Genomic DNA, 14,284 nt, shown 5'->3' with positions numbered 1-14,284 from the left:
CAGCTGCAAAAAATTAACAGGAAAATAAGGTTGAATATTTTTAAGTGCATTGGAAGTAGTTTGTTGTAAAGGCAATATAGGATTTATTTCTAAGCTGGAAAACTGTAGATTAAAATACAATTAAAGACTATCGACCCTGGTCTCTAATACATCTTGCAATCTTTTAGGAAGAGCCGACAAAAGATTATAGCCAGTAGCTTTCTCAATACTTCTTACATTCACGCGATACAGTCGCCAGTCGGGTTTCACATCGTTATCATTGGGCGTATTAACAGCGATAACACGAGTACTTGAATTTATACGCCTCAGATCTTCTCCGCCATCAGGCAGCACCACGATCACCTTCCATATCCTGCGCGGCACGCATATTTTACCATCATCGATTGCTGCGGCAAAGCCTTTTGACCCCACCCCCCCTTTTCCGTAACTGCCCATAATAACATAAACCTCATTGCCGGCATTTACCAGCGACCGGGTATAATCTTCAAGGTTACCCCAGGTCTGTTGATTGTTATTAGGAGCCTGAGGGATCATGTTGGTCATCAGGAAGGTGGCCCGGTTAGCTTCTGTGGTAGACGTACGATCAGCACTCGGACAGTTATGCCCTCTGTTAAATCCAGATCCTTCATAGCTTGAGCTACTCACCCTATACCAGCTCAGGGGCAGTCTCTCATCTACCCTGAATGAATTTACACGTTTGGCGCTGCCCAGACTAGTGCTGCCTACATACCAGCTTACCCAGTTAGGGCCAGTCTTATCCCTGTCGTAACTCTCAACGAAATAGGTCTGATCTATCAGGTAATTATTAGGATTGAGAACACTGCTGATCGCACCGCTTGGATTCCCCAATAACATGTTTGTGTTATCACCGAACGTATCGCTAATACTACTATCAGCAGTAGCGACTTCTCTGTAACTGTAAACAACGAAGTCGTCAATATTAATCCGGTTGTTCCCGCCGGTAGTCTTCCTGATCTCAAAGCGGACAGCATCATCCGCGTTTACCACGAATGTCGCCGTTCTTAATGTAGTATCCGCAGCTGTAACTGTAGCGCCTGCCTGCCTATAGCGTTTCCCTTTGTCATCAGATACCCAAAGCTGGAAGTTAGAGGGGCCGTCCGCTCCAAAGACTGCATATTTTAAAGTAACCTTCGACACCGCACGCTCAGTATCAAATTTCATACGCAGCTTTCCCAGCCTACGTATCCTGACGGATTGTGCACCCGACTTCCTGTCTGCTGCAAGACTACCCGTCATCGCGTCATCCAGACTCCAGAGGCCCGTTGCAAAAGTAACGTTCTCACTTGCATAGGCATTTTTCGAACCCAACTCAAATGCTTCAGACAGAATTAGATCAGGCTGGAACAGTCTGGCCACCGACTTCCGCATTCCGTTTTCCGGCACTGCAGTTTCAGTAGCATTGGTACAAATAATCAGGATAAATAAAGACGAAAGATGAGTAAAGAGCAAACGATGTAATTTCATAACAACAAGACTCAGGCAAATTTGGCATCCCTACACGATCTCCATCCCAAACAACTCCGCTATCTTTCCTTTTAGTATTTCCTTCACTTCCGCCACTTCCACCTCCCGGCTCAGTTCACGCTGCATAGAAGTAACATCCTTGTCGTCAATACCGCATGGAACAATATTCCTGAAATACGAAAGATCCGTATTTACATTAAAAGCGAAGCCGTGCATAGTAACCCAGCGACTGCAGCGCACACCCATGGCACAGATCTTCCGGGCCTTGTCATTATCGGCATCCAGCCACACACCGGTGTAACCGGGATATCTTCCGGCCTCAATACCATATTCCTTTAAAGTAAGGATGATGGCTTCTTCGAGTGTACGGAGATACAGGTGAATATCTGTAAAAAAATTATCGAGGTCCAGAATCGGGTATCCAACAATCTGTCCGGGACCGTGGTACGTAATATCACCTCCCCTGTTTATTTTGTAATATGAAGCATGCTTTTCCGCCAGGCCCTGCTCATCGAGCAGCAGGTTATCCTGCTTGCCGCTTTTACCGAGAGTGTACACATGCGGGTGCTCCGTAAAAATAAGGTAGTTGTCGGTTGGATGAATAACTTCGGCGTTGCGGTTTGCCGTTTTCTGAGCTACAATTCCGGCAAATACCCGCTCCTGCCGGTCCCAGGCTTCCTGATAGTCCACCAGTCCCCAATCCTGAAAGTGCACTTTTTTATTCTTCATTGAATTAGTAAAACTCCCTCACTTATTGCTTGAGTATCCACGTTCACCAGCCACATAACCTATCATATAATCATGAAATGATTCATAATTAACATCGAAGGATTTAAATTCCTGATCCGTCTCCAGGCTGGCCTCAAACCGGCCCTCGGGAGCATAAGGAAAAGCATGGAGCCTTATGTGGTCTTTAAATGAAACATTTCGTTTTCCCTGCAGCTTATAAATAGCTTCTTTTGCACACCAGCAGATATACAAATGTTCTATCGTGTGAGCCGGGTCTATAAACAGAAGCTCTTCCCGGCAGAGAAATTTATCTTCAATCCTAACTATCTTTTCTTTGACGAGTTCGATATCAATACCGACTGGCTTGTCTTCACTGATCATCACAGCTGCATAATCAAACGAGTGGCTAAGGGAAATCTGATGTGGAAAATTAACGAGATAAGGCTTGCCGTGTTCGTCTACCTCACAATTTATATACCTGTTTGTGTTCAACATTTCACGCAACAATACGCGTGTGCTTAACCAGTGGAGGTTCCGTTTCCCATTGTTCAAACTCTCAATATACGCCAACTCCCCGCTCTTCAGCTGAAGCCGCGAAACTAACTCCTCTGCGCTCTCTTCAATCTTCCAGACTGCAAAGGCGGTTTTCTCATCTAGCTGCCTGTGATAAGCAATTGCCATTATCTGATACCTTCAAAAACAAGTTACAATAATACCATAAAGAGTTATCATTGTTCTTGATTCTGTGTAAAATTACCATCTGAAAATTTTACACAAACTCAAAAATATAATGCCTAATTTAGTGCTAACCTTAAAAATACTATGATCCTCTCAGATAAACGCATTTTAGAAGAAATAGATACCGGAAGCATCATTATCGAACCGTTCGACAGAGAGTGCCTGGGAACCAACTCTTATGACGTCCACCTTGGTAAATACCTGGCTACTTATAAGAACAGGGTACTGGATGCACGGCTTCACAATGAAATCGAACACTTTGAAATACCGAAAGATGGCTTTGTGCTGCAGCCCAATACGCTGTATCTTGGTGTCACGATGGAATACACAGAGACACATCTTCATGTCCCTTTTCTGGAAGGGAAATCCAGTACCGGACGCTTAGGGATCGACATACACGCCACAGCAGGAAAAGGAGATGTGGGCTTTTGCAATACGTGGACGCTTGAAATCTCTGTAACACAACCGGTAAAGATCTACGCGGGCATGCCGATCGGGCAACTTATCTACTTTGAAGTTGCAGGAGAAATAGAGACCTTCTACAATTCGAAAGGCGATGCAAAGTATAACCGGAAGACCACCAGGCCGGTAGAAAGCATGATGTGGAAAAATACTTTTTAACAATCAACATTATCAATAACAAAAGCCTCACTACTAGCAAACTAAGGCTTTATTTCTTTTCTTCCATTATAAACCTTTATGAAAAGTCGATATTTCCTTTTTTGCTGCGTGCTGATCTGTTCAGCCTATGGTTTTAGCTTCATCCGCGACGATGACCCTTTGAAAAACCTGCTTTCAAAACTCGAAAAGTTCAAAGATGAGTATCCTCAGGAAAAAGTGCATATACATACCGACAAGCCTTATTACAGTGTCGGTGATAGTATTTGGTTCAAGGCTTACATCGTCAATGCTGAACAGAATGAACTCTCGAATCTTAGCAAGATATTATATGTAGAACTCATTAACGAAAAAGATTCTATAAAAGCGTCATTGCGGCTGCCGGTAATTGCAGGTCTTGCCTGGGGCGACTTCACATTAACCGACTCATTAACGGAAGGTAACTACCGGCTCAGAGCCTATACCAACTGGATGCGTAATTTCGGCGAAGAGTATTATTTTGACAAGGTCATTAAAATCGGGAGCTCCTTCGCAAATAAGGTTATTGGAAATGTAAGCTACAGTTTCACGAAAGTCGGCACGAAGGAAAATGTAAGTGCGGTAATTGTATACAGTGATATTGACGGCGAACCGTTTGCTAACAAAGAGGTAAGTTACAATATCGAGCTTGATTCAAGGAACGTAGCAAAGGGAAAAGGCCTGACCGATGCACAAGGCAGGCTTGTGATAAACTTTGTCAATTCCCAACCCTTTATACTCAAGTCAGGAAAAATAAGCACCACGCTAAAGCTTGACGAAAAAACAGTAGTAAGTAAAGTATTTCCGGTTAAGGCAACCTCCGCAGATGTTGATGTGCAGTTTTTTCCCGAAGGAGGACAGATGGTCTCGGGGCTTAGATCCAAGATAGCCTTTAAAGCGGTTGGAGCAGACGGGCGCAGTACCGAAATCTCCGGACGTATCGTTGATAAGGACAACAAACCGGTGACCGAGTTTAAGTCGGAACATGCCGGCATGGGTTTCTTTAGTTTGCTTCCCGAGCAGGGAAACACCTATACCGCCATTGTAAAATTTACTGACGGCTCTGAAAAACAACTTCAGCTACCGTCTGCCAGCGCTTCAGGTTACGTTCTGGCTGTGGGGAACAATCACGCCGACAATATATTAGTCAGGATCTCAGCCAGCCCCGACCTGCTGGAAAAAGGGCCACTTACCCTCGTAGCTCAGTCAAATGGAGTAGTTAAGTTTGCTGCCCGAAACAGTATAAACAAAGGAGCAATATCGGCCTATATTCCCAAGAAACGTTTCCCTACAGGAATACTCCAGTTAACGCTGTTTTCCCCTTCTTACGAACCCGTTGCAGAAAGGCTGGTGTTCATCAGGAACGAAGAGACGCTTAAGCTTAATATTAGTACCGATAAACCATCGTACACTAAGAGACAGAAAGTTAACATGACTGTCAATGTTGTGGATACCGCCGGAAAGCCTGTAGTCGGCAACTTTTCTGTAGCCGTAACTAATGAGTCGAAGATTCCTTTCAATGATGAAGCAGAAACAACCATCCTTTCTAATTTGCTGCTCTCATCTGATTTAAAGGGCTATATAGAAAATCCAAATTACTATTTCACAGAAGCAAACGACGAAAAAAACGGGCAGCTTGACAATCTGCTTTTAACACAGGGCTGGCGGCGCTTTACGTGGAAAAGTCTGATGGCAAACTCATTCCCCAACCTGGCTTTCAAGCCAGAGCAAGGCCTCAGCATTAGCGGAAGAGTTAAAACATTTGGGGGTAAACCTGTCGTTGGAGGGAAAGTAACGCTTTTAGCTTCGAGAGGAAGTATGATGCTGCTCGACACTGTTACCGACGCTGAAGGCCGATTTGCATTTGATAACCTCAGTTTTACCGACAGCACAAGGGTTGTAATCCAGGCGCGCAACGCTAAAGATAAAAAGAATGTTGATATTGAAATCGACCGCGTGCCGCCTCAGCTGGTTACCCGAAGCAAAAACTATCCTGACATAGAAGTTAATATTAACTCAACACTTCTGTCGTACCTTAAAAGCAGAAACCAGGATATCGCCGAGCTTAAGAAACACGGCATGTTTCGCCGGAACATTATGCTCGAAGAAGTTAAAATTGTTGAAAGACGGCCCGAAGTAAGAAACTCGAGTAATCTGAATGGCGCTGGGCACGCTGATCAGGTAATAAAGGCCGACAGGCTTCAAAACTGTACCAGTCTTGAGCAATGCTTGCAGGGGCTCGCTGCAGGAGTTATTATACAGGGCGGCATAGCTTATTCAACCCGCAGCATGAATACCCCCATGCAGCTGATCGTGGATGGCATGCCTATGGAACCGGACCTTCTCAGCATGATCAATCCAAATGACGTTGAGTCTATTGAAGTTTTGAGAACAATAGGAAATACTGCAATTTATGGAATGAGAGGCGGTGGTGGCGTACTTATCATTAACACTAAAAGAGGCGACCCTAATTATTCCATTAGATCGTATGTTCCTGGTATTACTACCTACAGCCCTCAGGGATACTATATAGCAAGGCAATTTTATATGCCAAACTATGACAAGCCCGAAACCAGCAAAGAACTTCCCGACTTGCGCAATACGGTATTCTGGACCCCCAATATATTAACCGATTCTACAGGTAAAGCTTCTTTCCAGTTCTTCACAACCGGCGAAGGAGGCACCTATAAAGTGGTTACGGAAGGACTGGATGGTAAGGGTGGAATAGCCCGGCAGGTTGTGAGGTTTGTTGTCAAATAGCAGCCTTGAACCGCTCATAAAGAAGGGCCAAAGACGGGATCCGGCCAGGAAGTTCCACCGGTTTCCGTTCCATGAAGGGAATATAAAACAATTCCCGTAAATTTGCATCCTATGAATATTCGCTTTGCTGAAACAGAAACAGAAGTTGAAACCTTCACATTGGAGGAAGTGCTGGCCGGATTAAAGTCGGGGCATAAGCTTATTTTGTGGAATGACGAAGTCAACACTTTTGATCACGTTATATACTGTCTCGTAAAATATCTGGATTATTCTGAGCCGCAGGCCGAAAAAATAGCATGGAGGGTGCACAACGATGGTAAGTGTGCAATTCTGGAGGGCTCATTCACTGAACTTGAAGTCTATCGTAAAATCCTGCAACAGGAAGGGCTATCTGTAAGTATCGACTAGCATTGCATTATACTTGTAAAGTCCTTTGTCATCTCTTAAAATACTTGTTGTAATAAAATGGTTACGGACATAATAATAGCCTCGTAATCACTTTTCTTTGCAAACGCTGTTAAAAATCTGGCAGGCTTGCATTATGAAAGTTTTAACTACGATATATTTCTTCTTCTTTCTCTGTACAATTTCAACATTTGGACAATCGCCGGAAACGGGTACATTGAGCGGGAAATTGATCGATGCATCAACGGAGAGAGTAATTGATTACGCAACCGTTGCTGTAATAAATAAATCTACAGGAAAAACAACAAAGACTACACAAACCAATACTAACGGCATTTTTAATATTCCGGCCTTACCCCTTGGAACGTATATTCTCAAAATCAGCTTCGTTGGTTATAAGCCTTACTCCCGAGACCCTTTGATTCTTACTTCGGCACAACCATCCCTTGATCTTGGCACTATTAAACTCCAGGCAGGGAAGTCAAGTATCTTGAATGAGGTAGTGGTGCAGGGTCAGCGCAGCACCATCCAGTTGGGTGTTGACAGAAAGATATTTAGCGTTGATCAAAGCATCGTAAGTGAAGGTGGCTCAGCTACAGATCTTCTGGCAAACGTACCCACGGTTTCAGTCGACATTGACGGTAATGTAAGCCTCCGAGGCACCGGAAATGTACGCATCCTGATCGATGGAAAACCTTCCGCAATCGGCGGCGGTGATATTGCCTCTGTTCTTCAATCTTTGCCGGCGAGCTCGATTGAGAACATCGAACTTATCACCAATCCCTCGGCCAAATATGACCCTGAAGGTCAAACAGGTATTATCAATATCGTGCTGAAAAAGAATAAAAAGCTGGGATCAAACGGATCTGTTGCCATATCAGCAGGAAACAGGGATAATTACAACGCAAGTACTAATCTTAGTTATCGCAGCGGAAAGCTGAACCTCTACGGCAATTACAGCTATCGGTATTCCAACCGTTACGGCGGCGGATTTAACAATACAACATTTCGCGACAGCAACCGGATTGTGAATAACGTGTCAGACGCCCGCCGGCACAACATAAGTAACACGGCAAAGATTGGGTTTGATTACTATATAAATGAGAAAACAACGATAGGCGCTTCTGGGAACCTCAGCTTCAGAGATGGAAAAGACAGTGAAAACATCGATTACCTGTACCAGAATTACAGTAATAATCTGGACGGCACAAGCAGGAGAGCCTCCACTGAAAATGAAGAAGATAGCGGCTATGACCTGAGTCTCGATTTCAGCCGGAAATTTAAACGTCAGGGAGAAGAGCTGACTTCAAACTTCTCCTTTGGAAGCAGAGAGGAGAATGAAGACGAAACATTCAATCAGGACTTCTATCAGTTTTCAGGTGCAAAGAGAGATACAATGGACCGCCGGATATCAAAGAACAAGGAAGCCGGAGATAACTATAATATACAGATCGACTATACCCTTCCATTCAGTCAGGAGCAGAGATTAGAAGCCGGCTACCGTACTACCATCAGAAACAGTGATGAATCGCAGGTATCCGACGTCTACAATTACCGGACCGATCGCTTTACCAGGGACTACAACCTTTCGAATGATTTCACGCTTGAAGATATTGTGCATGCTGCGTACGCCAGTTACCAAAATCAGATAACAAAGACCTTTGGTTTCCAGATCGGACTACGTGCCGAGCAAGCTTATTTAAACACAGAATACCGTAATACTGATACCGCAACCATGCAGATAAGAAGTACTGAAGGTAAGCTGGATTATTTCAGAGTATATCCAAGTATCTTTTTAACACAGAAATTAAAGAACGATAATCAGCTGCAGCTCAGCTATACCAGGCGCGTCAACCGTCCCAGAGGCTGGCAGGTAAATCCATTCAGAGATGTATCAGACCCCAATAACATCCGGGTAGGGAACCCCAACTTAAAACCTGAAGACATCCACTCCTTTGAGTTTAGCTATATGAAGTACTGGAAATCATTTACGCTTACCTCCTCTGTATACTTCAGGCAGGTAAACGATGTGGTGGAAGGTATTCAGCTGCAGATCGACAGCATTACTACTCTAACTCAATTCTCTAACCTGTCGCGTAACCAGGCTGGCGGACTGGAAATTATTGGCCGTGCCGATATCGCAAAAGGATTTAATGTAACAGCAAATGCAAACGTCTTTTACAATAAGTTCTTCGGCAGCGAAGAATTTAATATCGAAAGTAACAGCGGCTATAACTGGACAGGAAACCTAACAACAAACATATCCTTATCACCAAACCTGTCTACCCAAATCAATATGAATTACATGTCGCACCAGGTGACGGCGCAAGGCAGCCGGCGTGCAATGTTTGGGACTGATGCCGCAGTTAAAATGGACGTGCTAAAAAAGAAAGGAAGCATTTCTTTCAATATGAGAGATGTATTCAATTCGCGTAAATGGGGAATGATTACCGAAACGGCTGCGTTCACCCGGCAGTTCCAAAGGCGAATGCAGGGACGCATGGGGACGCTCACCTTTAGTTATCGTTTCGGCAATACAGAACAGCAGCAAAGGAACAGAAAGAACGACCGGAATAACCAGGAACAACAAGGTGGCGTGCCGGGAGAAGAGTTTTAAACAGGGGACAATTGAGAATGGACAGTTGACAATGGACAATTGAGGATGGCTGCTTGTCCTTTTTCATTACAATTATTAAATGCGCGATTTTATTCTGAAGTTTATAATCTAATTTATACATTCAGAGATCAAAATCACAGATATGTTCAGTTTAGATAATAAAACAGCTGTAGTTACAGGTGCAGGAAGTGGAATCGGCAAAGCGGTTGCACTTACCTTTTCCGCAGCAAAGGCTCACGTATATGTGGCTGACTTAAACGTTGAGAACGCAGAAGCTACAGTAAGGGAAATAGAAGAGGCCGGAGGCAAGGCCTCTGCTCTTGTATGCGACGTTTCAATCCAGCAGGAGGTAATAAAAGCCTTTCAACATGTTGGGAAAATTGACATCCTGGTCAACAGCGCGGGGGTATCACACATCGGCCGGGCCGACAATACCACATCTGAAGATTTCGAACGGGTATTCAGGGTAAACGTTCAGGGAGTTTACAACTGTCTCCACGCTGTTATTCCTTCAATGAAAAGTAATGGTGGCGGTGCGATTTTAAACCTTGCATCCATAGCGGCAGTCGTCGGCCTGCCCGACCGGTTTGCATACTCGATGAGCAAAGGCGCCGTGTATGCCATGACGCTGTCAGTCGCCAAAGACTATATTAAAGATAATATACGGTGCAACAGCATCTCCCCTGCCAGAGTTCACACGCCCTTCGTCGACGGATTTCTGGCAAAAAACTATCCGGGGCAAGAGCAGGAAATGTTTGAAAAACTGTCGAGAACCCAACCTATCGGACGAATGGCCTCACCTGAGGAAATATCCAAACTTGTACTATATTTATGTTCAGACGAAGCATCGTTTATCACAGGGAACGACTATCCCATTGATGGCGGATTCATTAAACTGAATAACTAATAAAATACATTGTCCTATTATTAATCTCTAATTTACACCCTAACAGAAGACCCAAAAACTATGAAATTAATTCGTCACGGTGAACTGAATAAAGAAAAACCGGGAGTTATAATCAATGAAGTATATTATGATGCTTCGGCATTTGGTGAAGACTTTAATGAAAGCTTTTTTGAGACAGGCGGTCTTGCACGCTTGCAAAACTTCGTAGAAGAGAATAAAGATAAACTCAGTCCTCTCGCAGAAGGGACGCGACTTGGATCACCCGTCGCCCGCCCATCTAAGATTGTCTGTATCGGCCTTAACTACGCCGACCATGCAAAAGAAAGCAATGCCGCTCTCCCCCCGGAGCCGGTGCTGTTTATGAAATCGACCACATCACTTGTAGGCCCCTACGACGATATTATTATTCCCCGAAACTCAGTAAAAACCGACTGGGAAGTAGAGCTTGCCTTTGTAATTGGCAAGAAAGCAAGTTATGTTGAAGAAGCCGGGGCAATGGATTATGTAGCCGGATATTGCCTTCATAACGATGTATCTGAAAGAGAGTTCCAACTGGAAAGAAGCGGCACCTGGGATAAAGGAAAAGGATGCGACACATTCGCCCCTGTGGGACCTTTCCTTGCCACTCCGGATGAAGTAGCCGACCCTCACAATCTGCGCTTATGGCTCAAAGTAAACGGCGAGACAATGCAGGATGGTAATACAAATAATTTTATCTTTAAGATACCATTTCTTATATCATACCTCAGCCAGTTTATGACTCTTTTACCCGGCGATATCATTTCTACAGGTACACCTGCCGGCGTAGGACTTGGAATGAATCCCCCTGTTTATTTAAAACCAGGTGATGTTGTTGAACTGGGAATCGATGGACTTGGAACTTCTACACAGAATGTGAGGGCTTATGCAAAGAATTGATGCGCATCAACATTTCTGGCGTTTCGATCCCGTACGGGATAGCTGGATAACAAATGACATGTCGGTAATACAACGTGATTTTCTTCCTGCTGATTTGTTACCCGTTCTTCAGGCGCATCAGATGGATGGCTGTATTGCGGTTCAATCAGATCAGTCGGAAGATCACAATAACTTCCTGCTGGAATTGGCCGCCTCCAATTCTTTTATAAAAGGGATAGTTGGATGGGTAGACCTGCAGAGCGCAGACATTGAAAAAAGCCTGGAGTACTATCGCAGGCACGAAAAGATAAAAGGATTCAGACATGTTTTACAGGGGGAGACAGACCGCGCCCTGATGCTTACCCCACAATTCAAAAGAGGGATCGAAGCGCTTCAAAAGTACGGCTACTCGTATGATATCCTAATATACCCTGATCAGCTTCAATACGCTGCTGCTCTGGCTGATGCCTTCCCCGATCAAAAGTTTGTGCTTGACCATATTGCGAAACCCCTAATCAAAGACAAACTCATTGAAGAGTGGGCTGGCGACATCAAACGTCTCGCACTATGTCCCAATGTATATTGCAAGGCGTCTGGTATGGTTACAGAAGCCGATTGGTATAACTGGAAATATGAAGACTTTGTTCCTTACCTTGATGTGGTATTTGAAGCATTTGGATCAAAAAGAATAATGTTCGGGTCAGACTGGCCGGTCTGTAATGTAGCTGGAGCCTACGATAAAATGATAGACATTGTTCATACTTATACATCCAGCCTCACACATACAGAACAAGAGCTGTTTTGGGGCGGGAACGCGGCAGAATTTTATTCGTTAGGATAACTGTATATTACAGGCGCCTATTTGAAAGAACAAAAGATATATCTGACAACTATGGATTTAAAACTTAAGGACAAGGTGATTATTGTGACCGGAGGCGCCAAAGGGATTGGCAAAGGCATTGTACAAACACTTGCACGCGAAGGAGCAATACCCGTCATCGTCGGACGCAATGAATCTGATAACCTGAAAACAGAGAAAGAAATTGCCGCGGAAGGCGGAAAGGCCTTCTCTATCGCGGCCGAACTGACAAAGCCAGAAGAATGTGAAAGAGTTGTACAGAGTGTTGTTGAAAAGTTCGGAAGAATAGAAGGGCTTGTCAACAATGCAGGATTAAATGATGGTGTAGGCCTTGAAAATGGAAACTACCTCCAATTTGTGGAGTCGCTGCACAGGAATGTCGTTCATTATTACCTGATGGCCCACTTTGCCCTTCCGGAACTTAAAAAGTCGAAAGGTTCAATTGTCAATATCAGCTCTAAAACAGGAGTAACCGGCCAGGGACACACTTCCGGTTATGCAGCTTCCAACGGCGGAAGGAACGCTTTGACCAGGGAGTGGGCTGTTGAGTTACTTAAATACGGGATTCGTGTGAATGCTGTAATCGTTGCTGAATCATGGACTCCTCAATACGAAAAATGGATCGAAACACTTGAGAATCCGCAGGAAAAGTTAAAGGAGATCTGCGATAAAATTCCTTTGGGACAACGCATGACAACAATAGAAGAACTTGGCAATACCACCGCTTTTCTTCTTTCTGAGGTATCCAGCCATACTACCGGCCAGCTGATCTTCGTCGACGGCGGCTATGTGCACCTGGACCGCGCCCTGGCAAATGCTTAACGCACTCCTTTTACTTAAATAATACAAACGTTTTACAAAAACCTATGTATTAGATTTGCCGACTTATTAGGAGTCGGTAAATCTTAGAACATGGTCAGAAATCAAACAGCTGTAATTATAACGTTAGGTGCTTTAACTGCGATAGGCTCGCTTTCTATCGACATGTACCTTCCCGGCTTTCCATCGATTGCAGACGACCTTGAAACGGATGTTTCCCATGTCGCCTTGTCGCTCACCAGCTTCTTCGTTGGTATTTCCGCCGGACAACTTTTCTTCGGACCGATTATAGAACGCTTTGGAAGAAAAATTCCCCTTCTCGCAGGTCTGAGCCTCTACCTGCTGGCTTCATTCGGATGTACGCTTACCAATTCAGTGAATGCGTTGATTATTTTAAGATTCTTTCAGGCATTGGGAGGATGCTCGGGAATGGTCATCAGCCGCACCATGGTAAGAGACCTTTTTCCCGTGTCGGAAACTGCCAAAATATTTTCATTGCTGATGCTGATCATGGGGATCGCCCCTATAATCGCGCCGACGTTAGGGGGCTTCCTGGCTGAAAACACTGGATGGCGGTCTATATTTATATTATTAACCGCTATCGGAGGAATGCTTTTGTTAGCAACCGCGCGGTTTCTTCCTGAAAGCAAAGCAGCCGACAAGACCGTTGCGCTTTATCCTGCGGCGGTTATTAACCGCTTTTATGTAGTCTTAAAGCAACCCATGTTCCTTACCTATGCCATTGTAAGCGGCTTTGCCTCAGCCGGTATGTTTGCCTATATTTCAGGCTCGCCCTTTGTGTTTATGAAACTTTTTGGCTTGTCAGAAACGGAATATGGTTGGTTATTTGGTTTAAATGCAACGGGCCTTATTGCTGCGAGCCAGCTGAACCGCGTGTTCCTGAAAAAAAGGACAAGCAGGGATATCGTCGTAGTAGCCGCATCCCTTCAGGTGCTTTCGGGCATCCTCTTATTTGCAGGCACAGTAACAGGCCTGATTACCAGCATCACCACATTTGTTTTAATTTTCATTTACCTAATGATGCAGGGTTTTGTCTTTCCTAATTCTACAGCCTTATCTCTAGAACCATTTGAGCAGAATGCTGGCATAGCATCTGCACTCGCCGGTAGTATGCAAATGGTTATTGCTGCACTTGCTTCGGCAGCGGTGAGCTATCTCCATAATGGAACAGCAGTGCCCATGGCAATGGTAATCGCTGTTTGTACGGCGATAAGCTTCATCATTCTTATAACAGGCAGAATAGTGATCAGCAGAAAGTTTATTCATTCTAAAGCATAGAATGAAGTTATACGTAATACGTCGTAAGTCTTAAGTAAATAAACTATTGTTTTCGCTTTATGAAAAGAAGCAAGTTATTTTACTCTTAACATAACACAGGTAGATTACTGTAAGGCGGGCGGAGAAGACATCC

12 protein-coding genes are annotated in these 14,284 nt (G+C 44.3%); 9 read left to right on the top strand and 3 right to left on the bottom strand.

Features of this window, described 5'->3' with window-relative positions; all coding sequences use genetic code 11:
• Positions 1-120: 120 nt before the first annotated feature.
• From BDE36_RS03585 to BDE36_RS03575, 3 genes are read right to left on the bottom strand one after another with little or no spacing between them, the layout of a single operon-like run.
• Complete coding sequence (locus tag BDE36_RS03585; RefSeq protein ID WP_141813756.1) at positions 121-1,485, bottom strand: DNA/RNA non-specific endonuclease; 1,365 nt, start codon at positions 1,483-1,485, stop codon at positions 121-123.
• Between the two features lie 30 nt (positions 1,486-1,515).
• Entirely contained in the window at positions 1,516-2,214 is a 699-nt protein-coding gene (gene lipB, locus BDE36_RS03580) for a lipoyl(octanoyl) transferase LipB (protein WP_141813755.1), read from the bottom strand.
• 18 nt (positions 2,215-2,232) lie between these two features.
• Positions 2,233-2,895, bottom strand: a complete 663-nt coding sequence (locus BDE36_RS03575) for a 4'-phosphopantetheinyl transferase family protein (protein WP_141813754.1) — start codon at positions 2,893-2,895, stop codon at positions 2,233-2,235.
• 141 nt (positions 2,896-3,036) lie between these two features.
• Between BDE36_RS03575 and dcd the strand changes: the two genes are divergently transcribed.
• The 9 genes from dcd to BDE36_RS03530 all read left to right on the top strand — a co-directional run bounded on the left by dcd (position 3,037) and on the right by BDE36_RS03530 (position 14,151).
• Positions 3,037-3,573, top strand: coding sequence for a dCTP deaminase (gene dcd, locus BDE36_RS03570; protein ID WP_128771364.1), 537 nt, complete (start codon positions 3,037-3,039; stop codon positions 3,571-3,573).
• 78 nt (positions 3,574-3,651) lie between these two features.
• Positions 3,652-6,348 (top strand): carboxypeptidase-like regulatory domain-containing protein, encoded by a 2,697-nt coding sequence (locus BDE36_RS03565; RefSeq protein ID WP_141813753.1) that lies wholly within the window; start codon positions 3,652-3,654, stop codon positions 6,346-6,348.
• 111 nt (positions 6,349-6,459) lie between these two features.
• Entirely contained in the window at positions 6,460-6,756 is a 297-nt protein-coding gene (locus tag BDE36_RS03560; RefSeq protein ID WP_128771366.1) for an ATP-dependent Clp protease adaptor ClpS, read from the top strand.
• A 133-nt stretch (positions 6,757-6,889) separates the two neighbouring features.
• On the top strand, positions 6,890-9,370 hold the full coding sequence (locus BDE36_RS03555) for a TonB-dependent receptor (protein WP_141813752.1): 2,481 nt from the start codon (positions 6,890-6,892) through the stop codon (positions 9,368-9,370).
• Positions 9,371-9,512: 142 nt separating this feature from the next.
• Positions 9,513-10,277 (top strand): SDR family NAD(P)-dependent oxidoreductase, encoded by a 765-nt coding sequence (locus BDE36_RS03550; protein ID WP_141813751.1) that lies wholly within the window; start codon positions 9,513-9,515, stop codon positions 10,275-10,277.
• Positions 10,278-10,337: 60 nt separating this feature from the next.
• Positions 10,338-11,195: a fumarylacetoacetate hydrolase family protein gene (locus tag BDE36_RS03545; RefSeq protein WP_141813750.1), complete on the top strand. Its 858-nt coding sequence runs from the start codon at positions 10,338-10,340 to the stop codon at positions 11,193-11,195.
• On the top strand, positions 11,182-12,015 hold the full coding sequence (locus BDE36_RS03540) for an amidohydrolase family protein (protein ID WP_141813749.1): 834 nt from the start codon (positions 11,182-11,184) through the stop codon (positions 12,013-12,015). The genes BDE36_RS03545 and BDE36_RS03540 overlap by 14 nt, the downstream gene beginning before the upstream one ends.
• Before the next feature lie 51 nt (positions 12,016-12,066).
• Entirely contained in the window at positions 12,067-12,855 is a 789-nt protein-coding gene (locus BDE36_RS03535; protein ID WP_141813748.1) for an L-fucose dehydrogenase, read from the top strand.
• A gap of 90 nt (positions 12,856-12,945) precedes the next feature.
• Positions 12,946-14,151, top strand: coding sequence for a multidrug effflux MFS transporter (locus BDE36_RS03530; protein ID WP_141813747.1), 1,206 nt, complete (start codon positions 12,946-12,948; stop codon positions 14,149-14,151).
• The last annotated feature ends 133 nt before the right edge of the window (positions 14,152-14,284 follow it).

The organism is Arcticibacter tournemirensis, from assembly GCF_006716645.1.
Taxonomy (GTDB): Bacteria; Bacteroidota; Bacteroidia; order Sphingobacteriales; family Sphingobacteriaceae; genus Arcticibacter; species Arcticibacter tournemirensis.
The sequence above is the reverse complement of the archived record's forward strand: the minus strand, read 5'-3'. Positions and strand labels throughout refer to the sequence as shown.

Bases quoted from the DNA above. Each gene is read 5' to 3' on its own strand.
- BDE36_RS03585 (WP_141813756.1), bottom strand. From the start codon at position 1,485: ATGAAATTACATCGTTTGCTCTTTACTCATCTTTCGTCTTTATTTATC.
- lipB (WP_141813755.1), bottom strand. From the start codon at position 2,214: ATGAAGAATAAAAAAGTGCACTTTCAGGATTGGGGACTGGTGGACTAT.
- BDE36_RS03575 (WP_141813754.1), bottom strand. From the start codon at position 2,895: ATGGCAATTGCTTATCACAGGCAGCTAGATGAGAAAACCGCCTTTGCA.
- dcd (WP_128771364.1), top strand. From the start codon at position 3,037: ATGATCCTCTCAGATAAACGCATTTTAGAAGAAATAGATACCGGAAGC.
- BDE36_RS03565 (WP_141813753.1), top strand. From the start codon at position 3,652: ATGAAAAGTCGATATTTCCTTTTTTGCTGCGTGCTGATCTGTTCAGCC.
- BDE36_RS03560 (WP_128771366.1), top strand. From the start codon at position 6,460: ATGAATATTCGCTTTGCTGAAACAGAAACAGAAGTTGAAACCTTCACA.
- BDE36_RS03555 (WP_141813752.1), top strand. From the start codon at position 6,890: ATGAAAGTTTTAACTACGATATATTTCTTCTTCTTTCTCTGTACAATT.
- BDE36_RS03550 (WP_141813751.1), top strand. From the start codon at position 9,513: ATGTTCAGTTTAGATAATAAAACAGCTGTAGTTACAGGTGCAGGAAGT.
- BDE36_RS03545 (WP_141813750.1), top strand. From the start codon at position 10,338: ATGAAATTAATTCGTCACGGTGAACTGAATAAAGAAAAACCGGGAGTT.
- BDE36_RS03540 (WP_141813749.1), top strand. From the start codon at position 11,182: ATGCAAAGAATTGATGCGCATCAACATTTCTGGCGTTTCGATCCCGTA.
- BDE36_RS03535 (WP_141813748.1), top strand. From the start codon at position 12,067: ATGGATTTAAAACTTAAGGACAAGGTGATTATTGTGACCGGAGGCGCC.
- BDE36_RS03530 (WP_141813747.1), top strand. From the start codon at position 12,946: ATGGTCAGAAATCAAACAGCTGTAATTATAACGTTAGGTGCTTTAACT.